Genomic DNA, 24,850 nt, shown 5'->3' with positions numbered 1-24,850 from the left:
TTAGTTTCTAATTGACAATTCCTTGAATTTAAGCTCTCAACTCACTATTAAATGCTCTGCTGTCAACCTAATTTCATTCGTCGAATTACCAACTGAATTATAAATTATGGTCGGGGTGACAGGGATTGAACCTGCGACCTCATGGTCCCAAACCACGCGCGCTCCCATCTGCGCCACACCCCGGCATTCAGGAATTTTCCTGAATTCGTTTCGTCGTTGTTGTTAACTCCTGACGACATAGATTATTCTACACGATATATTTATATTCGTCAACACTTATTTTAATCTTTTTTGGATTTTTTTATTTTTTTGTTCTAAATGCCTTTAATGCTTGGATTAATTTTGCCCTCTGTTATTTTAACAGTAGCTACACTGTTGAAGCCATCTCTTGATAAAGCTGGACTCCCAGGGTTCACAAACCATACTCCATTTTCATAAGCTATTTTTGATACATGTGTATGTCCAAAAAGTACTATATCAGCTTCTAACTCTAAGGCTTTATATTTTAGTCTAGATAAGTCGTATTTAACATCATACCTATGACCATGGGTTATAAATACTCTTTTGCCTTCTATAACCTCTAGCCTTTCACCCGGTACATCTACTGAAAAATCACAGTTTCCTTTAACGTTTATAATTGGCCCCTTATAATATTTAGCTATTTCATTAATATCCTGAACGTTATCTCCTAAGTGTATAATGATATCTGAGTCTTCCAGCTTTTTTACGGCACTTTCGATAACCCAGGTATATCTATGTGTATCACTTATTACTCCAATTAACAACTATTACCCCTCCATCATTAGTTCTTTCATTCTTCCTTCTAGCTTCTTTAATGCTTTTGCCCTGTGGCTAATGGAGTTCTTTAGTACAGCATCCATTTCTGCAAAGGTGACTTTATGTTCAGGTACATAAAATAGCGGATCATATCCAAATCCGTTTTCTCCTTTTTCTTCTTCTAAAATTATTCCTTCTACTTCCCCTTGAACCTTAATTACATTGTTAGAATCGATTATCAATACTATTGCACAAACAAACTTTCCTTTTCTCTCCTCTGTTTTTTTTCCTTGTAATAAGCCTATTAGTTTTTCGTTGTTCTTTTTATCATTTCCGTGTTCGCCTGCAAATCTAGCTGAATAAACTCCTGGTGCCCCTCCTAGGCAATCTACCATTAGTCCAGAATCATCTGCTAATACCATAGCATTATCAACCATCTTATAGATTTCATTAGCTTTAATGTAGGCGTTTTCTATAAAAGTCTCACCATTTTCTTCTACGTCAACATTTATTCCTGCCTCTTTTAAAGAAACTATCTCTATAGGGTATTTAGAAAGAATCTCCTTAATCTCTTTTATCTTTTTTACATTATTGCTTGCTACAATTAGTTTCTTCATTTTCTTTCACCTGTTCCTATCCATAATGAATCCATTTTTAAACTTTCCTTCTGAACCTGAATCATATGCTTAGCACCCTTTTCTGCTAAGTTCAATAAATCATTTAAATCAGCTCTTGAAAATGGACTCTGCTCACCAGTGCCTTGAACTTCTATAAACTCACCAGCACTTGTCATAACTACATTCATATCCACTTTTGCACGAGAATCTTCCTCATAGCATAAATCTAACATCTTTATATTATCTACAATTCCTACGCTTACTGCACTTACAAAATCCCTGATTGGATATACTGTAAATGGGGTTTGTTTGTGAAGTTTGTTAACAGCATCTACTAATGCCACGAATGCACCTGAAATGGATGCAGTTCTTGTACCTCCATCTGCTTGTATTACATCACAATCTATCCAGATAGTTTTTTCTCCGATTGCTTTTAGATCAACTATAGATCTTAGAGCTCTCCCTATGAGCCTTTGTATTTCCATTGTTCTGCCGTCTACTTTTCCTTTAGTTGAATCTCTAACTTTTCTAACCTGAGTTGCTCTAGGTATCATATTGTATTCACAAGTTATCCAGCCCTCTCCCTTGCCTTTTAGAAAAGGAGGAACTTTATCCTCTATTGAAGCTGTGCATATTACTTTTGTGTCTCCAGTCTCTATTAAAACTGATCCTTCTGCATATTTTGTATAGTTTCTTGTTATTTTTATATGCCTTGTTTGATCATTTTTTCTACTACCAATTCTCATTTTTTACCTCCAAAATAAACATAATAGTTCGTTACTTTCCACCTAATTATTATACAATATCTAGATAATATTGTGCATCTAATTTAAAATAATCACTCTACCTTTTCCTCTAGTACGAATAACTCATCCCTCTCTGGTGGAATCACTACCTCTTCCACACCACTAGTATTTACTAAAACACCTTTTCCTTTAGTAATTTTACCGATTATTGAAGCTTTGATACCTTCTTCCTGTAATAACTTTACTAACTTACTGCCATCTCTAGTGGTTATCAACATACTTCCAGATGATATAAGTCTTAGTGGGTCTATAGAGTATTTATCACATATCTTTGAGGTTATACTGCTTATTGGCATCTTACCTCTATAAACCTTAAAGCCTAGATTACTAGCCTCTGCAACTTCCCATAAAGCTCCTAAGACTCCCCCTTCTGTTATATCATGCATAGAGTTAACCCCTAGCTTTCCTGCAACGATTCCCTCTTTTACTACACTTATGTATTTCACATATTCCTTTGCTTCAGTTATCTCCTCTTCTGTAAGGATATCCTTAATACTATTTTCGTAATCATTTACTATTATACTGGTGCCCTCAAGACATAGTAATTTTGTAACTACTATATCATCTCCCTCATTTGCACCTGATGTAGCTACAGCTCTATTTTTTTCACCTTTTCCAATAACAGTACAAGATATAATCATTTTATTAACAGCCTTAGTAATTTCAGTATGACCACCTAATATCTCAATATTAAGCTTTACCGTCTCCTCTTTGATTTCATTCATAACTTTTTTTATATCTTCTATTGATGTATTTTCTGGTGCTAGTATAGTCACTAATATTCCTAAAGGTTCAATTCCACTAGATGCTATATCATTACAATTTATATGTACTGCCAACCGTCCAGCATTGGTTTCTGCACCTGTTATAGGGTCAGTAGAAAGAACACAGTCATAATCTCCAAAACTCACCACACTGCAATCCTCTCCTATTCCACTTCTAATTCTTACATCCTCCCTTCTAACCTGCCTGCTATCTTCTATTATACTCTTTAAATCATCCCAGTTTAATTTTCCAGCTTTCATAAAATTCTCTCCTTCTCACTAAAATAAACTAGCACTATTTTATAACCTACTTCATATTATTTATATAAGGATTAATTTATGGTAGGTGTATGTTTTTGAAATATATAGGACCTTTTCTAAGAATCAATAAATTAAAAAAAGAAAATATTGAGGAACAGCTTTTTTACCTAGCAAAAGAATCTCTAAATCAAATTGTACTTTACTCCAAATGTGGAGTGTGCACTTCTCTTAAGGATCTTAAGATAAAAAAGATATCCAACTTTGATATTAACACATTTAAAGATCTTTCTCCACTTCTATGCATATACAAAAAAGCAAGTCCAAAACTACTAAACGTCGATGACAAGCTTTGTTGGAATGAAGATAAATTTAAGAGAGAAGTAAACATAGATAGTAACTCCTACATGACATTATGTCTTTTAGAACTTTGTAGTTATTATGATAGTTTTAAAAACATAGATACAAATAAATATAACCTAGGAAAAATATACAGATCAGTTTGCAAAAGCCAATTAGAGTTTTATGCCACATATTTGAGAAACGACGAGGGAGTATTTATTGACAAAGGAAGCCAAAATAATATATACGATGAAGAGTTAAAGTTTGAGGAAAAAAACAAGAAATTCAGCTTTGCATCTCAAGCATTGCTTATGGCTGCATATTACAAATGTGCTCTACTAGTAGACGATGATAAAGAGAGCTATATGAACTTTTCCATAGATATATTAAACATGCTCATTCAGTATAAAGAAGATCTATATGAACTAAGTTCAGAAGAGCTGGTAAAGCTGTGCTTTGCATTAAATCTTTTCTACAAGTATTCAGAAAATGAAGCTTGTAAGCTTTTACTACTAGATTTGTCAGAACTCTTATGTGAAGAGAATTTATATGAAAGTCATATTATTTCAGCAGAAAAAGTGGATCTATCCTCAATGAAGTATATGAACTATATTTTGTTTTACAGGAACACAGGTATCATAAAATTTAAAGATAAAGCTGAAGCATTATATAAAAAGCTTCTAACTTTGTATGACCCTGAAAAAGGAATATTTATTAAAGAAACTGAGGATAAGGATATCAATTTTTCTTGTTTAGAAATTATGTCATATCTTTTGACTTGTCTAATCCATTCACATATAGCTGATGATAAAAACAAAAGTGAATCCATAGCTACTGATATTTTTAAACGTCAAGTTTTAGATTCGGGACTTGTGCTAAGCTGGCCTGAAGCTCCTGGTTTAAATGATGTTGAACGGTACAGAAACTTTTCTCTAAGACCTGAAGATTTAGTAGAGGAGCAGAATTTCAGAATGCCGTCAATACCAACTCCTGAAAGCTGTGAACTTGCTCCTGTATTTGCAAAACATGTTACCTATAACAAGAAGAAAGAAATTTTTAAAAATCCAAAGGCCTCCTTTGATGCAAATAAAAACTTATTAATATTTTTCTTAATTATAAGCTTTTTTAAACCAGAATGTATTCAAAGGTCAAATGATATAGATGAGGAGGAATGTAAAGATAAACCAAAATAAACCTTCCTGTTTCTGCACATAATAATATAACTATCTCACATCAACTATACAACTAATGAAAAATCACCGGATTTATAAGGAGGTATGTACATTATGATGAACATAAACTGTTCTGAGAACTGCATACACGAAAAAAACGGTAAGTGTAATCTGAATCATGTAACGCCCCTTTCAAGTATTATCAATACAGAAATTGATTGTGCTTATTTTACTCCAAAGCACTCTATAAAAAAAGCTCCCTCTTCAAAATAAGAGGGACTTTTTATTCTCCTACTTAAGCTTCAACTTTGATGTATACTTTATCCAGCTTTATGTTTCCCCTTTTATTTGTATATATACCGTCAATATTATTCTTTTTACATATTACACTATTAGTAAAATATAGTGGCACTATAGGCATGTCATCCATTAAAATATTTTCCGCTTCTCTTAGATCCTGAACTTTTTTAACCATATCCTTTTCTCTTTTGGCCCTTTCCACCCTTGTATCAAATTCAGCATTTTTATATCCAAATAAATTCATTTCTGATTCTGAAGTATATCTTTCTAGAAAGGATGGTGGATAGTCATAACTGCTTTCATAATTAACTTTAGCTATGTCATAATCATTTTCTCTTATCACTTGAGAAAATTCCTCTAAACTATAGCCTTTACACTGTACTTTTAGTTTTAGGTTCTCTCTTAACTGTTTAGCTATAGTGTCACAGATCTTTTTATTTTCCACTGAATCTAAGTATATTAACTTCAACTCTTCTTTGTTATTTTCATATTTACTTTTACTTATTAGGTCTAAAGCCTTAGCTTTTTCTGGTTCTACCGTAAAAATTTCTTTATTTAAATATTGACCATTCATTCCATCACTAACATTAGGTGGAATATAAGCAGTAGCAGGTTTAACTGTGTCATTTAATGCTTCTTTTGATATTTCTTTTCTGCTTACGGCTGCAGAAATGGATTTTCTGAGATTGGAATCCTGGATAACTCCTTCTTTTCTCAGATTAAAAACCAAGGTTCCTATACCATAGAATGGTATTTTACTTATCTTTCCAGAGGCTGAAAGATTACTTAATTCGCTTATAGGAGGATTGGTGAATATATCAATTTTACTGCTTTCAAAAGCAGCCAGTGAAGCTTCACTACTGTCAATAAATGTAACCATAATGTCCTCACTCTTTACTGAACTATTATTCCAGTATTCTTCATTCTTTTTTAACCTTGCATCTCCGTTATCTAAGATATTATCAATTTTATAACAGCCTGAATATAGTATGTTCTTATAATTTTTCTTCCAACTCACTAAGTCTTCATTTATCTTTCTAAGAGAATATATAGGTTCTGCTAGTATGTTTAAAAAATAGTTACAGGGATAATTTAGTCTTATTTCAAGAGTCTTTTCATCTAGTGCACGGACAGCAACATTGCTAAAGTCACCCTTGCCTTTTTTATAATCCTCTGCACCAAATATACAGTAGAGTTGCTTTGCATATACGTTATCTCTGTCTTTGTTTAGCACTTGAGAAAAGAAGGTTACAAAATCTTCAGCAGTAATATCTTCCCCATTGTTCCAAGTTGCAGTCTTCCTAATTTTAAAGGTATAACAGGTTTCATCTTTATTTAAACTCCAGCTTTCCGCTATAGCAGGTTTTATTTTCCCTTTTTCATCAGAAGTGACTAACCCTTCAAAAAGATTGATTAACAAATCTTGTTGTCTAAAATCGTGATTATTAAGCATAATTAGGTCCTCTGGTGATTTTCCAATATTATAAACAACATAGTTTCTAGTGCCTTCACTTTTTGTTCCTTGCACACTTTTTTCTACGCACCCATTAAATAATAGATTACTTAGAATTAATATATAACAAATAAGTTTTCTCATAATGCCTCCCTTATCTACCTATTTATTTAGTTATCTAAATTATTAACATATAAGGTATAAAATAAACAATTAGTAAAAAAAATCGGCAATTAACAATTGGTTATTGTTAATTGCCGTCTTTTTATTTATTGAGGTAAATACTCTAAAAAACTTAATTTGTTAAACTTTAACTGTCTTTTAATAAGTTTTATGCCATCTACCTTTTTTACTCTTTTACTAAATATACCCTTTTCATCTTTATTTATATTTTCCTCAAATACTCCTGTAGTGATATATATTCCTCTTTCAACTTTGCATATATCTAAGCGATTCAAAAATTCTCTATAATCTCTTAATAATACCCTATCCTTCTTATGATATTTGAATAATATAGTTCTTTCTGTCCCTATAAGTTTTATAATTAATAAATTTGATGTCTTCAAGAATATTTCGTATTGTATATTATAATTCCAACAATCTTTTGTTATATCTTCTGTTATAGAATCTATATTTATTTTCTTTAATTTTAACTTTCTTCTGTAGAGTTCATCCTGCCTAATCCTTAGATATGCTTTTTCTACTATACCACCCATCAAGCCTCCTCCTGAAAAATACTTACGTTATTTCATTATATGAGAGGATATTAAATTTTGATACAAATTACTGAATGAACTTTTATTCTCAAACTTATGTTTAGACTTTGATTTTTATGGTATAATACTTACGTATCTTAAAAATTTACACAAAATTCAAGATACTGCCACAAAAGTAAATTATTAAAGGTTATACGGAGGAGTTAGAATGATACTTGCCATAGAAATATTAGGTATACTCACTATGTGTACCATAATGTTTGTTTTAATATGGGGTTTTATACTTCTTAATCAAATATTAAACCAATTAAGATATAAGAATTATCTAATGGAAAAGCTTACCCAGCATATATATACTTTGGCACAAAAAGAAGAAGAGTTATCTGCAAACAACAATGCTGAGTAATCGCTATAGCTTTCTTATTTATAATAACTACATACTTGTGTTTCAATAGTAAATAATACACCCGGTTATGTTAAAAACAACATAACCGGGTGTATTTAAAAGGATTAAATTAATAACAAATCCACTTCAATCTCATCAAAGTAACAAACTTTCACTAGTATACCTTCATAAATATAAAAAATATGGTTCCAAAAGCTATTACCATACATGCTATAGGGTACAGCTTACTTCTAAGAGTATTATTTATTTCAAACATCTTGATAGACCAAAAAATCATCGTAAAAAATATACACCATTGTAATGTATAATAACTATCAAAATACTTTACATACATAAATTGATATGTAGTCAGAAGTGTTAATATTAGTGTAAGGATGGTAAAAGATACCCCTATCCATCCTAAGAAATTTATAGCCCTTCTCATTTTTCTCCTCCACACTAAAGTGCCTCATTCTCTGCACAAATCAGATCACTCTTATAATAGTCTTTTTTTAGGTTTTTGTAAATACCATTTTTTACAAACGACTCTTGTAGTTCTTACTTATTTTCCAGCAGCTCTTCAAACTCTTCTTCACTTATTATTTTTATTCCTAATTCTAATGCTTTATCGTATTTTGAGCCTGCTGCTTCTCCTGCTAAAAGATAGTCTGTTTTTTTGCTTACACTTCCTGAAACTTTAACTCCAAGAGATTCTAATTTTTCCTTTATGCTTGTTCTTGTATAGTTATTTAGGCTGCCTGTTACTACCATGGTCTTTCCATTAAAAGGAGTATCAGCTACTGTAATATGCTCTTGCTGTTCAGGTCTTACTCCTAATTGTAAAAGTTCATTTATACTTTTTATTATCTTATCGTCTTTGAAGAATTCTATTATACTTTTTGCAACTATGTCTCCTATATCCTGTACTGAAATAAGCTCATCAAAGTTAGCACTTTGTATCTTTTCTAAGGCTTTAAATTTTTTAACCAAGTCTGTAGCTGTCTTTTTTCCAACGTTAGGTATTCCGAGAGCATATATAAAAGATGCTAGGTCACAAGTCTTGCTTTTTTCTATTGCATCTAAAAGATTTTGAGCCTTTTTATCACCAAACTTATCTAAAGTTAACAGTTCCTCTTTCTTTAACCTGTATAAATCTGCGATAGATTTTATCTCTAGTTTTTCAAATAACTGCTCTGCAGTTTTTTCACTAAAACCTGCTATATTCACAGCTTCTCTACTTCCAAAGTGAACAATACTTTTTACCATTTGAGGTTTACATGATAAAGTGTTATCACAAAAATAATGAACTCCATCCTGTACCAAATCACTACCACAATAAGGACAATTTCCTGGCGGCTCAATTTCCTCACTGTTCTCTACAGTATCCTCTATTACCCCTATTATTTCAGGAATCACATCATTAGAACGACGAACTAACACGTCACAACCAATTCTTACTCCCTTTCTATGTATATCATCCATATTATTCAATGTAGCTCTTTTTACAGTAACCCCTGCTAGCTCTACTGGTTCTAGAATAGCTGTAGGTGTAACCCTTCCACTTCGTCCCACATTCCATTCCACCTCTAGAAGTTTTGTGGCTGCTTCCTCAGCTTCAAATTTATAGGCTATAGCCCACTTTGGGAACTTTACGGTATAGCCTAATACCTCTCTAGTTCTTATGTCGTCAATTACAACTACTATTCCATCTATGTCATAATCTAAGTCTTTTCTAATACTGTCAGCAGATTTTAACTCCTCTTCTACTTCTTCTATACTATTACATACCTTAATATAATCATCTTGAGGAAAACCCATTTTTTTAATGAATTCCATCATTTCAATATAGGTTTCAAATTCAGTTCCCTCATTATATCCCACGTCGTAGAAAAATGCTGATAAATTTCTTCTTGCAGTTTCTTTTACATTTAAGTTTCTTAGGGCACCTGCCGCACCATTTCTTAAATTTTTAAGAGGAGTATCTGCAATCCTATTGTAGCTTTCAAAAGCAGTCTGTGTCATTATTGCCTCACCATGCACTTCAATAACATGATTATTATCTATTCTCAGGGGCACAGATTTAATTGTTTTTACCTGAGCTGTTATGTCTTCTCCAGTTATCCCCGTACCTCTAGTAGCTGCTTTTATCAACAATCCATTTTCATCGTAAGTACAGTTTATGGTCAATCCGTCAAACTTTTTCGTTAGTACATATTTAAGTTCCGGAAGTTTATCCTCATGAGTTGAGTTATACTCTTCTATTGCTTTTTTATTTCTCTTGTGCCATTCCCTTATTCCTTCAAAGGTTTGTGATTTATCTAAACTCCAAAGCCTTCCTTTATGAGTGTATTTTTGAAACTCAGATAATATTACATCTCCAACCCTCTGTGTAGGGGAATAGCTTAATACTATTCCCGTATCCTTTTCTAGACAAACTAACTCGTCATATTTTTTATCATATTCTTTATCTGAAATAGTTGGATTATCTAATACATAATACTCATAGGAATGCCTGTTTAGTTCTTCCGCTAGTTCTTTAATTCTACTTAGTTTATCATTGTTATCTATCATAGGAAACCTCCTTATACTGCTTCTAAAGGTGCAACTCCATACATTAAATTTTTAATTCCCATTTTATCAAAGGCTATGGTAAGTCTTGTATTACTTCCATCTTTAGAAACACTTACAATGGTTCCTATTCCAAATTTACTATGTCTTACCTTAGCTCCTGCTTTAACATCTTCAGGCTTTAAATCATTAGCACTTTTTTGACTGTTAACAGCATCTGCTGCGGTATAAGCCATATTTGATACCTTAGGTGAAGAACTTTGTGAATTAAAGCTATTTCTACCTATGCTATCATTTATGCTTCTATTTACATTATTCGTTCTTGAGTTTACATTAGTATTTCCAAAACTACTAAAGCCTCTTCTTGAAGCTCCTTCCATCTCTTTTAAATCATTAGATATCTCATCTATAAAATCTGATTGAGAATAAGATACTGTTTTACCAAAAACTCTCCTGCTCTCTGCGGAAGTCATATACAATCTTTCCCTTGCTCTGGTTATTCCAACGTAACAAAGCCTTCTGGACTCCTCCATCTCATTGTAGTCATTTAAAGACTGTGTTCCAGGGAAAATACCATTTTCCATACCAACCATGAATACTATTGGAAACTCAAGTCCCTTTGCACTATGAACAGTCATCATTACAACAGTATTTGCATCTTCATCAAAATTATCTACATCTGAAACTAAAGTAACCTTTTCTAAAAATGCAGATAGCGACTTGTCCTCTGATGTGCTCTCAAACTCTACCGCTGCTGACACAAGTTCCTTTAAGTTTTCTATTCTACTTATAGCGTCTATCTCTTTTGATTCTTTGAGTTCTTTAAGATAACCTGTTGTATCTAAGATTTCTTTTATCAAGGCTGAAACAGATACTTGATCTCTAGTTCTTATAAAACTATTTACTAAACTTACAAACTTTTTAATTGAAGATATACTTCTTGCTGAGAGACTTAATACTTCTTCAATATCTAATAAAACGCTATACATACATTCATCCATAGAAGCTGCAAATTCTTGAACCTTTTGTACAGTGGCGTCTCCTATACTCCTCTTTGGAACATTTATTATTCTCCTTAAACTTACGTCATCAAGAGGATTATTTATAAATTTTAAATAAGCCATTATATCCTTTATTTCTTTTCTGTCATAGAACTTTAATCCTCCAATTATTCTATAAGGAATATTGGATTTCATAAACACATCTTCAAATACACGGGACTGTGCATTTGTTCTATAAAGTATGGCAAAATCCTTATAAGACTTATTTTCTTCTTCTCTAAATCTCTTAATTTGATTTGCTACATACATTCCCTCGTCAATATCGGAGTAGGCTCTATATATTTTGATTTTTTCACCATTTTCATCTTCAGTTCTAAGTATTTTATTTTTTCTGTAGGTATTATTTTTTATAACCTCATTAGCGGCTTTTAATATGTTTGCCTTTGACCTATAATTTTGCTCTAACTTTATAACCTTTGCCTCTGGATAGTCTTTCTCAAATTCTAATATATTTTTTATATCAGCACCTCTCCAGGCATATATACATTGGTCATCATCACCAACTACACATATGTTTTTCTGTTTGGCTGATAACAGTCTAACCAGCTCATACTGAGATTTATTAGTATCCTGATACTCATCTACCATTATGTACTGAAACTTTCTTTGATAAAACTCTAGTACATCCTCGTTCTTCTTGAAAAGTTCTACTGTTTTATAAATTAAATCATCAAAGTCTAAAGCATTATTATTTTTTAGCTTCTTTTGATATAAAAGATACATATCTGCAATTTTATTTAATCTAAAATTTTGTTCATTTTCTCTTTTAAACTGCTGTGGTGATACTAAGTTATCTTTTTGCTCACCAATCTTATTTATTATCTCTCTATCGGTTATATCTTTTTCATTTATATTTAATTCTTCCATGCACTGTTTTATAAGAACCTTCTGATCATAACTATCATATATGGCAAAATTCTTATTATACCCTAGTTTATCTATTTCCCTTCTTAGAATTCTTACACAGCTTGAGTGAAAAGTAGAGACCCACATATGATCTACTTCGTTACCAACTAGACCTCTAATTCTTTCTCTCATTTCTCCTGCTGCCTTATTAGTAAAGGTTATAGCTAAAATTTTAGAAGGATATATATTTAAGTCTTCAATCATATGAGCTATTCTATATGTCAGTACTCTTGTCTTACCTGATCCTGCACCAGCCAAAATTAATAGCGGTCCGTTTACAGTTACAGCCGCTTCATACTGTTCTTTATTTAAAAGCTTCTTTAAATCCATAAGTACTCACTCCCTAGTTTTTTTACTGCTTTTATGTTTAATATTATAACATTTTACTAATGGTTTAATCATTAAAAAAACAAAAAATGTGCTGATTTACCCACTGGCTATCAATGGCATCAACACATATTTATGTATAAAAATTACTATATTAATACAGTTCTCGTAAATGTATTTTCGTTATTTAATGTTTACTCTTTACTATCTATTCTTTCTAATACTATAGTATATCCATCACTACCATAATTTAAGCATCTGTTTACCCTACTTATAGTGGCAGTACTAGCTCCCGTAGCTGCTGCAATTTCAAGGTAGGTTTTCTTATCTCTCAGCATTTTTGCAACCTGAAGTCGCTGCTCCAATGCTTTTATTTCATTTATTGTACATATGTCATCGAAAAATCTATAGCACTCCTCTTTACTTTTTAAAGATAATATAGCTTCGCATAAAAAATCCATTGCTTCACTTTGTAACTTGGATTTATATTCGTCCATGAGCTCAACTCCTTATTTAATTATAGATATCTTAAGTATTGCCTTTTTCAATTCAATTCTATCACGTATTAAAGCATTAATCTATAACAATTACGATAATTTATCTGAATTGAATTAAATTTATTTTAAATACAAGTTAACTGTCAATAAGGATACATTATTAATTCTATTTTATGCAATAAAAAACAGCCCATTGGGGCATGGGCCGTTTACAATAAATAAAAAGGGGGCTATTTATTCCTTTTATTTATCCTTACAAAATAATTATATTAAAGGTTGTTTTAAATTTCAAGCTGTTTTGCAAATTTAATTGTAAAAAATATATTAATATGATTAAATTCAATTCATATTGTATTCATTTTTATATATTCTTATATTTAAACTAAACTTTTTTAAGAGTTTCGATTTCCTCTTGTGATAGCTCCCTATATTCTCCCTCTGCTAACTCTTCATCTAATCCAAGAGGACCAAACTTTATCCTTCTAAGGTAGATAACATTTTTGTCTCTGCTATTAAACATCCTCTTAACTTGGTGAAACTTTCCTTCCTGTATAGTTACATGAACTTTTGAACCATGTTCATCTGCTTGCAAAATTTCTAATTTAGCAGGCAGACACTCATAACCATCATCTAAAGTTATTCCTTCTTTAAAAGCTCTAATATCTTTTTCATCTACAGCCTTATCTATTTCTGCATAATAAACTTTATCTACGTGCCACTTAGGTGATAACAGTCTATGATTTAGCTCACCATCATTTGTAAGCAGTAATAATCCTACTGTATCTTTATCCAGTCTACCTACTGGAAAGGGTTTAAACACCTGATGTTCTGGTTCTAACAAATCTACCACTGTTTCGTCGTAGTTATCAAAGGTTGCAGAAACCACCCCATCTGGTTTGTTCATCATTAGATATATATGTTTTCTATAGTTAACTATTTCTCCAGATACTTTTATTTCACTGATTTCCGGGTCTATTTTCATACCACTATCACTAGCTGTTACATCATCAACCTCTACCATACCATCCTTTACAAGAGCTTTTACCTCTTTTCTTGTTCCATATCCAAGATTGGACAAAACCTTATCTAATCTATCCATGCCAAATCCTCCTAGCGCTTCTTATTCTACTATGTATTATAACCTTTAAATTGCAAAATAAAAACAGTCTAGTTAAAGACTGTTTTACTTTCCGTAATATTTCATGACTTTTTGTACATAATCTCTTGTTTCGTAAGGAAGCCTGGAAATTCCGCTGGTATCTTTTACCCCTCTATTTTGCAGCGTTCCTGGACCTGCGTTATATGCTGCTAATGCTAATTCCTTAGAATTCCCGTACATATCCAATAAGCCCTTTAAATACTTGGTTCCTCCCTCTACATTCTGCTGAACATCATAGGCATTAGAAACACCTAATGACCTTGCAGTACCAGGCATAAGTTGCATAAGCCCCATTGCTCCTGCATGAGATGTAGCTTTATGATCAAAGCTTGATTCCTGTTTTATAACTGCCAATATAAGATCTTTGTCTACTCCATATTTTTTAGATGCTCTGCTAACTGCTTCATCTATACTTATATTTCCGCTGCTAATATCACCTTTTACATCTTTGTATAGAGAGTTTAGTCTTTGACCAGCTCCATAGCCTAACTTGCTAAGATCTTCTTCTCCTAGCCCAAAGCTACTTAAATCTATATTTCCATCACTATCTGACATTGCTTTAGTTAAACTTTCCATAATAAGTGAAAAAGAATCTGAGTCTCCCGCAGCTTGCTTGAGAATTTGAGTCATCAATTGAAACTGCAAGAGCTGCTCCGCATTTTTATTATTATCTACTTTCATCATTTCACCAACCTCTTTATTCTTTACACTTATATGTTATCGTATCTTTTCATTAAATACTTTATATGCAAAAACTGTATATAATTAAATGGTTATCTATTATTAATCTTGTTATTGTTATTCTACTAAAAAAGCAAATGTATCATAATCCTCATAGGAAACCTTGCTCTGCTGACTTTTAGCAAGTACTAGTATTTTATATTCATCCTTACTAAATGGAATAAAGGTGTAGTAATTTTTTTTGCTGTAGTTTTGCACTAAATTCCAATCTCCTTTTTCCATAAGATAAAATTCATATACTACATCTTTTCCTCCTTCACTATGAACGGTGAAGGTTATAGACTCATTACATGAAAATTTAACTTTATCGCAGGTAACTTTAGTGTTGGTTACCGGAAAGGCTTCATGAACTTCTATTTTAACTTCTTTTTTACAATCGAAAGGCTTGTTACTTTTTACGCTCTTAGCAAAAATCTCTACAGTATATATTCCATTACATTTAGGCGTGAATACATATCCTTTTTCTTTTACAAAGTCTGTTTCTTCTACTTTATGGTTATTTATTTTTAATACATAATTTACAAGTACCTCTTTTGAATTTTGTGTTATTACGTTAAGGTTTATTCTATCTCCTACAACATGATATTCTCCTAAGGAAAAAATAACATGATCTAGGCTTGCAGGAATATAATCTAACACTTCTATGCTTATCAATTCGTGACAGTCATACTCCCTGTCAGAATATCTGTCCTTTACCATTATCTCTAGCTTATACTGCCCCTGTTCCTTAGGCATAAAATTCATCCAGTTACAAGTTCCATAATCTATTCTATCTAATTCTTCATTGTTCCTACTTACAATAAAAGAATATCTTAAATCAGTTCCTCCACTGGCATTGACAATTACCTGAATTTTTTCATTTACTAAAACTCTATCCTTCTTGTCAATTAATACATCATTAATAGCCACTGGTTCTTCGCTTTGCTCATCAATTACAAAGTCAAAACACTCTTCTACCTCGTAATTTCCTTCAAAAGATTTGTCCTTTGCCCATAACTTTATTTTATATTCTCCAGAAACCTTCCCCCTCCATATATAGGTATTACTTCTAATGTATCCAGAGTCCTCAGTGTACTCTCCTTCAACTATATATCTATATAAAAGTTCCTTTCCTCCAATAACATCTGCTTTTAATGTTATTGGAGTATCTACTAGCTGGGGAGAACTTAAATCACCAGTAAAACTTTTTATAATTAACTCTTTATATTTTTTTACCTTAAAATTTATCACTGCCCTCGTATCGAAACTGTTAGTAGAATACATATCTTTTGCTAAACACAAAAGCTTATAGTCGCCACTATTAGTTTCTATATAACTAACGACTTTTTTTGTAGAGTAATCCTGTACACATTTAACTTCTCCATTGGAACTTATCCTAAGAAATTTATATAATATATTTCTCCCCTCTTCATAAGAAGCCTCTACTTTAAAAATAAGCTCGGAATCTTCTACTAACTCTGAAGTTAAACACTTGAAGCTAATTATTTCGATTTCCTTTAAAGGAAGCACTTCAAATTCTACAATCTTGAAGTCATCACAGTTGCTCTCAGAATCAATATTTTTACATTCTACTAAAAGCTCTCCTTTTCCTTCAAACTTAGCCACCCAGGAGAGTGTATTATCTGCGGAATAATCTTTTATAATTTCCCAATCATCCTTAACTTTTAAGCAATATCTAAACATTAATAGTACTTTATCTGTATCTACAAACAAATTCAGCTTATCTCCTATCCTCAATTCGTACTGATCTAAGCTAACTGAATTTATAAGTTTTCCCTCACTCTTTCCTATTATATAGTCTACTCTAGATACGTAATCAAAGCTTTTGTCTCCATCTTTTCTCTTACCTTGTATCATTATTATATATTTCCCGTCTTCCTCTGGAATCCATTCTGCACTATTTTCCTCACTAAAATCCTTCAGTGTATCCCAAGTTCCATTACTGCCTATCATATACTTATATAGTAAATCTTCTTCTAAGTTGTTAATTATACTTATTGCTATTTTTGTATTCTTTTCTTGTGGACTCTCTAAATTACAACTTATAGTTAGTTCATTCATATCTACTACACATCCCCTGTTTATAATATCTCTAGATTACATTATACTATAGTTCCATATTTTGTAATAGGTTTTTATTAACATTTATATTACATTTTTATAATATAGTTATTATATAGTTTAAACTTTATATAGATTTTCACTGGAGGTTATTTTGATGATAATTTTTAATGCAGTTCTAAAAAACTTTAATAAAGTAACAGTTTCTGTAGACGATTTTTCCCAGTTTAGATCTTATAAATTTGAAATTAAAAATGGAAATTCTAAATTATCTATAGAAAAGTACTCTGTAGTAGATAACAACGTAACTCTTTTCCTAAAGGAAGAAGTAAATATAAAAAGTGAATGTTATATAAGTCACGAAAATCTGCATAAAAAGATACTATTTCACCCCCTATTCTCCACAAAGGATTTTGATAACAGATTTTATCATGATTTAGCCTTAGGTGCTATTTATAACCATGAATATACAATATTTAGAATATGGTCTCCTACTGCATCCAATATTAGTCTACTTCTCTATAGTAATGGAGAGCCCTCTATTGAAGAGGATAAGAAAGTGATAAATATGAAAGAAAGCAATGGACTTTGGTCTGTTTTAGTTAAGGGAGACTTGAATGGGTATTACTATAATTATGAAGTTGAAGTATACAATAAAGTAAACGAAGTAGTTGACCCCTATGCAAAATCAGTAAGTATCAATGGACTTAGGGGATTTATAGTGGATTTGTCAAAAACAAATCCCCACGGTTGGTACAAGGATACTGGTCCTAGTCTCGAAAATTATACAGACGCTATAATTTACGAAACTAGTATACGTGACATATCTATTTACCATGAAAGTGGGGTAGCCCATAAAGGAAAATTTCTAGCACTTACAGAAGACTCTACATTCTCCAGCAATAATCTACCTACTTGTTTAGATCATATTAAAGACTTAGGCATAACCCACCTACAACTTATGCCAATCTTTGATTTTAGCTACATCAGTGTAGATGAAAAACAGCCTTATAAATATAATTGGGGCTATGATCCTCAAAACTATAACGTTCCTGAAGGAAGCTATTCTACCAATCCCTACGACCCTATATGCAGAATATATGAGTTAAAGAAACTAATTTATCACCTACACCAGAATAATATAGCTGTAAATATGGATGTAGTATATAATCATGTTTTCGATGCTGCAAACAGTAACTTTGAAAAAATATTTCCTGAGTACTATTTTAGATATTTACAAAATGGAGCTCTCTCAAATGGAAGTGGTTGCGGAAACGATACTGCCTCTGAGCATTCCATGATGAGAAAGTTTATTATAGACTCCGTTCTCTACTGGTGCAAAGAATATCATATCGATGGCTTTAGATTTGATTTAATGGGATTACAGGATATAGATACAATGAACTCTCTACGTAAAAAACTTAGTGAATTCAAGAAAAATGTAATGATATATGGGGAAGGTTGGAACCTAAATACTTGTTTAGATGAAAGTCAAAAAGCTACCTATAACAATTCTAAAAAACTGCCTGGTATCGCATTTTTTAATGATAGAATAAGGGATTGCATAAAAGGAGATGTCTTTAATGCTGAAGAAAAAGGCTTTGCTACAGGGAAATCTCATAGTAGCAAAGAACTTATTAAACTTATTTGCTGTGACTTTCTAGCTCCTTCTCAGTCGGTGAACTATATATCATGTCATGATAATCTTACATTGTGGGATAAGATAGATTCCAGTTGTAAATATGAAAGCTTTGATACTAAAAAGAGAATGGCAAAATTGTGTGCTGCAATTATTCTCACTTCCCCAGGTATTCCTTTTATATATTCTGGAGAGGAATTTTGCAGAACCAAATATGGAGAGCATAATAGTTATAATAAGCCTGATAATATAAACTGGGTAGATTGGGCTAGAAAGGCTGAATTTATAGACGTTTTTAATTATTATAAAAATCTCATAAGCATAAGAAAGAACCATCCTGCCTTTAGAATTGACACTGCTGATAAAATAAAAGAACACCTGGTGATTTTGGATTATTATCCTGATAATACTATTGGTTTTATTTTAAAGGACTATGCTAACAATGATTCTTGGAAGGATATATTAGTTATTTTTAATGCTAATAAAAAAGATGTAATTATTGATCTTCCTGAAGGAAGATGGTATGTGGCATTGAAAGACAATACAGATATAAAGAAAAAAATTTCATATGAGGATACTATAGTTATACCTAGAATTTCAACCTGCATATTGTTTAAAATGTAGCTGCTGAAGTATCCTCTATATTAACACTATTTTGTAAAAATATTCTCATTAGTACTAAGGATAAGAACATATGTCTTAGGAAAAAATACTTTTGAGGAGAGTGATAGTATGTCTCATAAAATAGATAGATATGATCCAGAATACCCATATAAAAAGGAAGGCATAGATACAGGATTTTCTATAGAAGGATACCCTATAATCGAAAGAACCTCTAATGGGTTACTTTATCCGGAAGGCCCTAGAAATACTGTGGATATGAATTCCGTCAAAGATTCTATTAGTACCTCTTAGGTTTGAGTTTTATACTAAAACCTAAATTAAACTGTACCCTAATAGTAATATCATTACTGATTAGGGTATAGTTCTTTAGCCTGATTTATTAGTTTCAATAGATTATAATAAAGTCTTTCATCATCTTCCTTATTTCGCTTTTTAGGATTCGAGGTTCTGCCGCCACCTTTCCTAACTTTCGCAGAAATATGTCTTTCAAATAAAAGTTTCTCAATATTATTGTCATCATAAATATACCCTTTAGGGCTTATGGCATAAACTTTTTTACCAAGAACCATTGCTGCAACACCATAGTCCTGACTAACTACTATATCTCCTTTTTTAGCCTCGTTAGCTACAGCCATATCTACGCTTTGAAAACCCTTGTCCATATATTTTACTGTACTATAATTAGTAGTTATAATGTGGCTTATGTCACAAAACATAACAACCTCTAGACCATTTTCTTTGGCTGCTTTCTCTATTAAATCTTTACCTGGACAGGCATCTGCATCTACTAAAATTTTCATAGCCTACCTCCTTTTAATTTAATGTGATTTTAGAAAAATAACTCGACCTATAGTAGCTATGGAATCGCCAACTGTAGGTCAAGGTTATCCTTTTCTAATCTATTACTTAAGTCTTGCTTCTAACTGGGCTTTCATCTCTTCGTATCCTGGCTTACCAAGTAGAGCAAACATATTCTTTTTATAAGCTTCAACTCCTGGTTGATCAAATGGATTTACTCCCATTAGATATCCACTAATTCCACAAGCTTTTTCAAAGAAATATACTACATAACCAAAATAGTATGCAGTTAGTTCTGGTATACTTACAACAAAAGCTGGAACATCTCCGTCACTGTGAGCTAAAACTGTTCCTCTTAAAGCTTGATGGTTTACAAAATCCATAGTTTTGTCTGCTAAGAAGTTTAATCCATCTAGATTATCTTCATTCTTCTCTATAGTCACATCTTTTCTTGGTTTTTCAACATTTATAAATGTTTCAAATAGGACTCTTAAGCCCTCTTGTATATACTGACCCATAGAGTGTAGATCCGTTGAGAAGTCCGCAGCTGCTGGGAATATTCCCTTATTGTCTTTTCCTTCACTTTCTCCAAATAATTGTTTCCACCACTCACCAAAGTAATGCAAGCAAGGTTCAAAGTTAACTAACATTTCTGTAGTCTTACCTTTTCTGTATAACGCATTTCTAGCTGCAGCATATTTATAAGCATCATTGCTATTAATATCTGGGTTACTATAAGTCTCTCTTGCATCTGCCGCACCTTTCATCATTTCTTCAATGTCAATTCCTGCTGCTGCTATTGGTAGAAGCCCAACTGGTGTTAAAACTGAATATCTTCCTCCAACATCATCAGGAATTATAAAGGTTTCATAGCCTTCTGCATCAGCTAAAGTTTTTAATGCTCCTCTAGCTTTATCAGTTGTTGCAAATATTCTTTCCTTTGCTCCTTCTTTTCCATATTTCTTTTCCATCAAATCTTTGAAAATTCTGAAGGCAATAGCTGGTTCTGTAGTAGTACCAGATTTAGATATAACATTAACGGATATATCCATTCCATCAATAGTTTCTAGTAAATCTGTCATATATGTAGAGCTTATGTTATTTCCTACATAAAATATAGCTGGTCCTTTTCTCTTATCCTTTGATAAGCTTCCGTAGAAAGTATGTGTAAGCATTTCTATTGCGGCTCTAGCTCCTAAATATGAGCCACCTATTCCTATAACAATAAGAGCATCAGAATTACTTCTTATCTTTTCAGCAGCTTTCTTTATTCTATTAAATTCATCTTTGTCATAATTAACAGGTAGATCGACCCAACCTAAATAATCATTACCTGCACCTGTTCCTTCATGAAGCATTTTATGAGCCTCATTAACAAATGGTTGTAAACCTGTAACTTCATGCTCTTGTAGATAAGGCATTGCATTGCTTAAATCTAAAGTTAAACCTTTTTTTGACATAACTCTACCTCCCTGTTGAATATTAAGACCCAGTTTTAAATATAACTATTTAAAGTTCATTTAATTGAATAATTAGTATTCCCTTTTAAAACTTATCTTTTACTTAAACTAGTCCTAATTGAAATTCTATTCTAATATTATATATAAATCAAGCCACGACAATACATATTTTACAAATAAAGTATTTGTAACCATTTACAGCAGAAATATTTTTAACTTTATAAAGACTAAGTTTATTATTCACCTTCAATAGTTTTTTTAAACAAAAAAGTGTTTTTGATTATTTATATTTAGAAATAATCAAAAACACTTTTATATTATGCAAGTATTGGATTTACTATGTTTATTCTATTCCCACTCAATAGTTGCAGGTGGTTTTGAAGTTATGTCATAAACAATTCTGTTTACTCCCTTAACTTCGTTTACTATTCTTCTTGATACCTTATCTAAAATTTCATAAGGTATTCTAGCAAACTCTGAAGTCATTGCATCAGATGAAGTTACTGCTCTTAGTGCTATTGTATGACAATAAGTTCTTTCATCTCCCATAACTCCAACTGAACGTATATTAGGAAGGCAAGCAAAATACTGCCATATACTTTCATCAAGTTTTGCAATAGCTATTTCATCTCTAAAAATAGCATCCGCTTCTCTTACGATCTCTAATTTTTCTTCTGTTATTTCACCGAGAACTCTTATAGCAAGACCTGGTCCTGGGAACGGCTGTCTCCAAACTAGTTTATGAGGAATTCCTAATTCTTCCCCTACAGCTCTTACCTCATCCTTGAATAATTCTCTTAGTGGCTCTATAAGCTTAAATTGCATGTCTTCTGGAAGTCCTCCAACATTGTGGTGACTCTTTATTGTTGCAGATGTATCTGTTCCACTTTCAACTATATCTGGATATATAGTCCCTTGAACTAAAAAACTAATCTCTCCTAAATTATTAGCTTCTTCTTCAAATACTCTTATAAATTCTTCTCCTATAATTTTTCTCTTTTTCTCAGGGTCTGATACTCCTGCAAGCTTTCCTAAGAACCTATCCTTTGCATCTACTCTTATCAAATTCATATCAAATTGTTTTCTGAAGATATTTTCAACCTGATCTCCTTCATCTTTTCTAAGAAGACCATGGTCTACAAATATACAAGTTAATTGCTTTCCAATAGCCTTATGAACAAGCACCGCTGCTACTGATGAATCAACTCCACCGGATAGAGCACAAATTACTTTTTTATCTCCAACCTTTTCTTTTATAGCTTTAATTTGTTCCTCTGCAAAGGAAGACATAGACCAATCTCCCTTTAACTCACAAATTCTAAAAAGGAAGTTTGAAAGCATCTTCTTTCCGAAAGGTGTGTGCTCAACTTCTGGATGAAATTGAACCCCATATATCTTCTTTTCTACATTTTCCATAGCTGCTACCGGTGTCTGTGTTGTTGTTCCAATTATTCTAAAACCATCCGGTGCATTTTCTACATAATCCGTATGACTCATCCAGCAAATTTCATTCTCTTCTATTCCGTCAAATAATGTACAGGAGTTATCTAATTTAACTTCTGTTTTACCATATTCTCTTACCTCTGGACTTTTAACATTTCCTCCAAGAGTGTGAGCAATAAGCTGCTCACCGTAGCATATTCCAAGCACTGGTACACCTAATTCAAATATTTCCTTATCAATTCTAGGAGCACCCTCTCCATAAACGCTGTTAGGCCCACCTGTGAAAATTATCCCTCTAGGGCTTTTTTCCTTTATTTTATCTATTGAGTATGTGTATGGAACTATCTCACAGTACACATTATTTTCTCTAACTCTTCTTGCTATAAGTTGATTATATTGTCCACCAAAGTCTATTATTAAAACTAATTCTCTTTTCATCAGTTACCTCCAAGTTTTTTATTGATTTACACTATAATTTGGCGCTTCTTTAGTCATTGATATGTCATGTGGATGACTTTCTCTTAATCCTGATGATGTTTGAATTACAAAAGTAGCAGTTTCATATAATTCATGTAAAGTCTTAGATCCAAGATATCCCATGCCTGAGCGAATTCCACCTAAAAGTTGGAATATAGTTTCTGCAACATATCCTTTATAAGGCACTCTTCCTTCTACACCTTCAGGAACTAGTTTCTTATTACCTTCTTGGAAGTATCTATCTTTACTTCCACAAGCCATTGCCGATAAAGAACCCATTCCTCTGTACACCTTATAACTTCTTCCTTGATATATCTCTGTTTCTCCTGGTGACTCTTCACAGCCAGCAAACATTGACCCCATCATAGCTACCTTAGCTCCCGCTGCTAAAGCCTTTACTATGTCTCCAGAATACTTAATACCACCATCTGCAATAACTGGAACTCCGTACTTATTTGCTTCTTCCACACAATCCATTACTGCTGTAAGCTGTGGTACTCCAACTCCTGCTACAACTCTAGTTGTACAAATAGATCCTGGTCCTATACCTACTTTAATACAGTCTGCACCTGCAAGAATTAAATCTCTTGTTGCTTCGGCTGTAGCAACATTACCTGCAATAACTTGTATATCCGGATAATTTTCCTTAATAGTTCTAACTGCATCTATAACTCCTTTGGAATGTCCATGAGCTGTATCTACTGTTATTACATCTACACCGGCTTCAATAAGAGCAGCTACACGCTTTAACATATCAGCAGTAACTCCTACAGCTGCACCACATAAAAGTCTGCCTCTCTCGTCTTTTGCACTATTAGGGAATATTTTTACCTTTTCAATGTCTTTTATAGTTATAAGTCCTTTTAAATTAAAATCTTTATCTACTAAAGGGAGTTTTTCTATTTTATGAGTTTTAAGAATTTCTTTTGCTTCTTCTATAGTAGTATTTTCAGGAGCTGTAATTAGATTTTCGCTTGTCATAACCTCTGATACTTTTCTACCATAATTAGTTTCAAAAACAATATCTCTGTTAGTTATTATTCCAACTAACTTTCCATCAACAGTTATAGGAACCCCTGATATTCTATATCTGCTCATAACAGCTAGCGCATCTTCTATAGTGTGCTCTGGAGAAAGATAAAAAGGATCTGTTATTACTCCGTTTTCCTGTCTTTTAACTTTGTCCACTTCTGCTGCTTGTTGTTCTATAGTCATATTCTTGTGTATGATACCTATTCCGCCCTCTCTTGCAATAGCTATTGCCATCTTAGATTCCGTAACAGTATCCATACCAGCACTCATAAGAGGTATATTTAATTTTATCTTCTTAGTTAAGTTTGTAGCTAAGGTAACCTCTTTTGGTAAAATCTCTGACTTATTTGGAACTAGAAGAACATCATCAAAAGTATATGCTTGTTTTAAAATTCTTGCCATTAGAACACACTCCCTTAAATTATAATTTGAATAAACAAAAAAACCACACTAATTGCACTATTACG

The 24,850-nt window shown here is 32.3% G+C and carries 21 protein-coding genes and 1 tRNA gene; 4 read left to right on the top strand and 18 right to left on the bottom strand.

Features of this window, described 5'->3' with window-relative positions; all coding sequences use genetic code 11:
- Positions 1 to 107 precede the first annotated feature (107 nt).
- From P8V03_RS16580 to P8V03_RS16560, 5 genes are all read right to left on the bottom strand, one after another.
- Positions 108 to 183, bottom strand: a tRNA-Pro gene (locus P8V03_RS16580).
- A 131-nt stretch (positions 184 to 314) separates the two neighbouring features.
- Positions 315 to 785, bottom strand: a complete 471-nt coding sequence (locus P8V03_RS16575) for a metallophosphoesterase (RefSeq protein ID WP_261670994.1) — start codon at positions 783 to 785, stop codon at positions 315 to 317.
- A gap of 3 nt (positions 786 to 788) precedes the next feature.
- On the bottom strand, positions 789 to 1,394 hold the full coding sequence (locus P8V03_RS16570) for an XTP/dITP diphosphatase (protein ID WP_261670995.1): 606 nt from the start codon (positions 1,392 to 1,394) through the stop codon (positions 789 to 791).
- Positions 1,391 to 2,140: a ribonuclease PH gene (gene rph, locus P8V03_RS16565; protein WP_261670996.1), complete on the bottom strand. Its 750-nt coding sequence runs from the start codon at positions 2,138 to 2,140 to the stop codon at positions 1,391 to 1,393. The genes P8V03_RS16570 and rph overlap by 4 nt, the downstream gene beginning before the upstream one ends.
- Before the next feature lie 92 nt (positions 2,141 to 2,232).
- Positions 2,233 to 3,225: an AIR synthase family protein gene (locus tag P8V03_RS16560; protein WP_318799026.1), complete on the bottom strand. Its 993-nt coding sequence runs from the start codon at positions 3,223 to 3,225 to the stop codon at positions 2,233 to 2,235.
- Between the two features lie 95 nt (positions 3,226 to 3,320).
- Here P8V03_RS16560 and P8V03_RS16555 point away from each other — a divergent pair, with 95 nt between their 5' ends.
- Entirely contained in the window at positions 3,321 to 4,757 is a 1,437-nt protein-coding gene (locus P8V03_RS16555) for a hypothetical protein (protein WP_318799025.1), read from the top strand.
- A gap of 274 nt (positions 4,758 to 5,031) precedes the next feature.
- Here the strand turns inward: P8V03_RS16555 and P8V03_RS16550 are convergent, their stop codons facing one another.
- Both P8V03_RS16550 and P8V03_RS16545 read right to left on the bottom strand, forming a co-directional pair.
- A complete protein-coding gene (locus tag P8V03_RS16550) occupies positions 5,032 to 6,633 on the bottom strand; it encodes a peptide ABC transporter substrate-binding protein (protein WP_318799024.1) in 1,602 nt (533 codons plus the stop codon).
- A 125-nt stretch (positions 6,634 to 6,758) separates the two neighbouring features.
- A complete protein-coding gene (locus P8V03_RS16545) occupies positions 6,759 to 7,205 on the bottom strand; it encodes a hypothetical protein (RefSeq protein WP_318799023.1) in 447 nt (148 codons plus the stop codon).
- Positions 7,206 to 7,413: 208 nt separating this feature from the next.
- Here P8V03_RS16545 and P8V03_RS16540 point away from each other — a divergent pair, with 208 nt between their 5' ends.
- Positions 7,414 to 7,611 (top strand): hypothetical protein, encoded by a 198-nt coding sequence (locus P8V03_RS16540; protein WP_261671002.1) that lies wholly within the window; start codon positions 7,414 to 7,416, stop codon positions 7,609 to 7,611.
- 154 nt (positions 7,612 to 7,765) lie between these two features.
- Here P8V03_RS16540 and P8V03_RS16535 read toward each other — a convergent pair whose 3' ends face one another.
- The 7 genes from P8V03_RS16535 to P8V03_RS16505 all read right to left on the bottom strand — a co-directional run bounded on the left by P8V03_RS16535 (position 7,766) and on the right by P8V03_RS16505 (position 16,910).
- On the bottom strand, positions 7,766 to 8,035 hold the full coding sequence (locus P8V03_RS16535) for a hypothetical protein (RefSeq protein ID WP_261671003.1): 270 nt from the start codon (positions 8,033 to 8,035) through the stop codon (positions 7,766 to 7,768).
- 113 nt (positions 8,036 to 8,148) lie between these two features.
- Positions 8,149 to 10,161, bottom strand: a complete 2,013-nt coding sequence (ligA, locus tag P8V03_RS16530) for an NAD-dependent DNA ligase LigA (RefSeq protein ID WP_318799022.1) — start codon at positions 10,159 to 10,161, stop codon at positions 8,149 to 8,151.
- An 11-nt stretch (positions 10,162 to 10,172) separates the two neighbouring features.
- On the bottom strand, positions 10,173 to 12,455 hold the full coding sequence (pcrA, locus tag P8V03_RS16525) for a DNA helicase PcrA (protein ID WP_261671005.1): 2,283 nt from the start codon (positions 12,453 to 12,455) through the stop codon (positions 10,173 to 10,175).
- 191 nt (positions 12,456 to 12,646) lie between these two features.
- Positions 12,647 to 12,949 (bottom strand): YerC/YecD family TrpR-related protein, encoded by a 303-nt coding sequence (locus P8V03_RS16520; RefSeq protein ID WP_261671006.1) that lies wholly within the window; start codon positions 12,947 to 12,949, stop codon positions 12,647 to 12,649.
- Positions 12,950 to 13,331: 382 nt separating this feature from the next.
- Complete coding sequence (locus P8V03_RS16515; RefSeq protein WP_261671007.1) at positions 13,332 to 14,048, bottom strand: pseudouridine synthase; 717 nt, start codon at positions 14,046 to 14,048, stop codon at positions 13,332 to 13,334.
- Between the two features lie 84 nt (positions 14,049 to 14,132).
- Positions 14,133 to 14,789: a lytic transglycosylase domain-containing protein gene (locus P8V03_RS16510; RefSeq protein ID WP_318799028.1), complete on the bottom strand. Its 657-nt coding sequence runs from the start codon at positions 14,787 to 14,789 to the stop codon at positions 14,133 to 14,135.
- A gap of 117 nt (positions 14,790 to 14,906) precedes the next feature.
- A complete protein-coding gene (locus P8V03_RS16505) occupies positions 14,907 to 16,910 on the bottom strand; it encodes a triple tyrosine motif-containing protein (RefSeq protein WP_318799021.1) in 2,004 nt (667 codons plus the stop codon).
- Positions 16,911 to 17,067: 157 nt separating this feature from the next.
- On the opposite strand from P8V03_RS16505, the gene pulA reads away from it, so the two are divergent.
- Both pulA and P8V03_RS16495 read left to right on the top strand, forming a co-directional pair.
- On the top strand, positions 17,068 to 19,173 hold the full coding sequence (gene pulA, locus P8V03_RS16500) for a type I pullulanase (RefSeq protein ID WP_318799020.1): 2,106 nt from the start codon (positions 17,068 to 17,070) through the stop codon (positions 19,171 to 19,173).
- 108 nt (positions 19,174 to 19,281) lie between these two features.
- A complete protein-coding gene (locus tag P8V03_RS16495; protein ID WP_261671011.1) occupies positions 19,282 to 19,464 on the top strand; it encodes a hypothetical protein in 183 nt (60 codons plus the stop codon).
- 53 nt (positions 19,465 to 19,517) lie between these two features.
- On the opposite strand, the gene P8V03_RS16490 is transcribed toward P8V03_RS16495, so the two are convergent.
- The 4 genes from P8V03_RS16490 to guaB all read right to left on the bottom strand — a co-directional run bounded on the left by P8V03_RS16490 (position 19,518) and on the right by guaB (position 24,785).
- Positions 19,518 to 19,973: a YaiI/YqxD family protein gene (locus tag P8V03_RS16490; RefSeq protein WP_318799019.1), complete on the bottom strand. Its 456-nt coding sequence runs from the start codon at positions 19,971 to 19,973 to the stop codon at positions 19,518 to 19,520.
- Positions 19,974 to 20,075: 102 nt separating this feature from the next.
- A complete protein-coding gene (locus P8V03_RS16485; protein WP_318799018.1) occupies positions 20,076 to 21,431 on the bottom strand; it encodes a glucose-6-phosphate isomerase in 1,356 nt (451 codons plus the stop codon).
- 348 nt (positions 21,432 to 21,779) lie between these two features.
- A complete protein-coding gene (gene guaA / locus P8V03_RS16480) occupies positions 21,780 to 23,312 on the bottom strand; it encodes a glutamine-hydrolyzing GMP synthase (protein ID WP_261671014.1) in 1,533 nt (510 codons plus the stop codon).
- Between the two features lie 18 nt (positions 23,313 to 23,330).
- Positions 23,331 to 24,785, bottom strand: coding sequence for an IMP dehydrogenase (gene guaB, locus P8V03_RS16475; RefSeq protein WP_261671015.1), 1,455 nt, complete (start codon positions 24,783 to 24,785; stop codon positions 23,331 to 23,333).
- Positions 24,786 to 24,850 lie beyond the last annotated feature (65 nt).

The sequence above is a fragment of the Clostridium tanneri genome (assembly GCF_033659955.1).
Classification (GTDB): Bacteria; Bacillota; Clostridia; order Clostridiales; family Clostridiaceae; genus Clostridium_AM; species Clostridium_AM tanneri.
Note: the sequence above shows the minus strand (reverse complement) of the source record. Positions and strands in the feature narration are given on the sequence as shown.

Excerpts from the sequence above, each read along its gene's own strand:
- P8V03_RS16570 (WP_261670995.1), bottom strand. The coding sequence starts at position 1,394 with ATGAAGAAACTAATTGTAGCAAGCAATAATGTAAAAAAGATAAAAGAG.
- rph (WP_261670996.1), bottom strand. The coding sequence starts at position 2,140 with ATGAGAATTGGTAGTAGAAAAAATGATCAAACAAGGCATATAAAAATA.
- P8V03_RS16560 (WP_318799026.1), bottom strand. The coding sequence starts at position 3,225 with ATGAAAGCTGGAAAATTAAACTGGGATGATTTAAAGAGTATAATAGAA.
- P8V03_RS16550 (WP_318799024.1), bottom strand. The coding sequence starts at position 6,633 with ATGAGAAAACTTATTTGTTATATATTAATTCTAAGTAATCTATTATTT.
- P8V03_RS16545 (WP_318799023.1), bottom strand. The coding sequence starts at position 7,205 with ATGGGTGGTATAGTAGAAAAAGCATATCTAAGGATTAGGCAGGATGAA.
- P8V03_RS16540 (WP_261671002.1), top strand. The coding sequence starts at position 7,414 with ATGATACTTGCCATAGAAATATTAGGTATACTCACTATGTGTACCATA.
- P8V03_RS16535 (WP_261671003.1), bottom strand. The coding sequence starts at position 8,035 with ATGAGAAGGGCTATAAATTTCTTAGGATGGATAGGGGTATCTTTTACC.
- ligA (WP_318799022.1), bottom strand. The coding sequence starts at position 10,161 with ATGATAGATAACAATGATAAACTAAGTAGAATTAAAGAACTAGCGGAA.
- pcrA (WP_261671005.1), bottom strand. The coding sequence starts at position 12,455 with ATGGATTTAAAGAAGCTTTTAAATAAAGAACAGTATGAAGCGGCTGTA.
- P8V03_RS16520 (WP_261671006.1), bottom strand. The coding sequence starts at position 12,949 with ATGGACGAATATAAATCCAAGTTACAAAGTGAAGCAATGGATTTTTTA.
- P8V03_RS16515 (WP_261671007.1), bottom strand. The coding sequence starts at position 14,048 with ATGGATAGATTAGATAAGGTTTTGTCCAATCTTGGATATGGAACAAGA.
- P8V03_RS16510 (WP_318799028.1), bottom strand. The coding sequence starts at position 14,789 with ATGAAAGTAGATAATAATAAAAATGCGGAGCAGCTCTTGCAGTTTCAA.
- P8V03_RS16505 (WP_318799021.1), bottom strand. The coding sequence starts at position 16,910 with ATGAATGAACTAACTATAAGTTGTAATTTAGAGAGTCCACAAGAAAAG.
- pulA (WP_318799020.1), top strand. The coding sequence starts at position 17,068 with ATGATAATTTTTAATGCAGTTCTAAAAAACTTTAATAAAGTAACAGTT.
- P8V03_RS16495 (WP_261671011.1), top strand. The coding sequence starts at position 19,282 with ATGTCTCATAAAATAGATAGATATGATCCAGAATACCCATATAAAAAG.
- P8V03_RS16490 (WP_318799019.1), bottom strand. The coding sequence starts at position 19,973 with ATGAAAATTTTAGTAGATGCAGATGCCTGTCCAGGTAAAGATTTAATA.
- P8V03_RS16485 (WP_318799018.1), bottom strand. The coding sequence starts at position 21,431 with ATGTCAAAAAAAGGTTTAACTTTAGATTTAAGCAATGCAATGCCTTAT.
- guaA (WP_261671014.1), bottom strand. The coding sequence starts at position 23,312 with ATGAAAAGAGAATTAGTTTTAATAATAGACTTTGGTGGACAATATAAT.
- guaB (WP_261671015.1), bottom strand. The coding sequence starts at position 24,785 with ATGGCAAGAATTTTAAAACAAGCATATACTTTTGATGATGTTCTTCTA.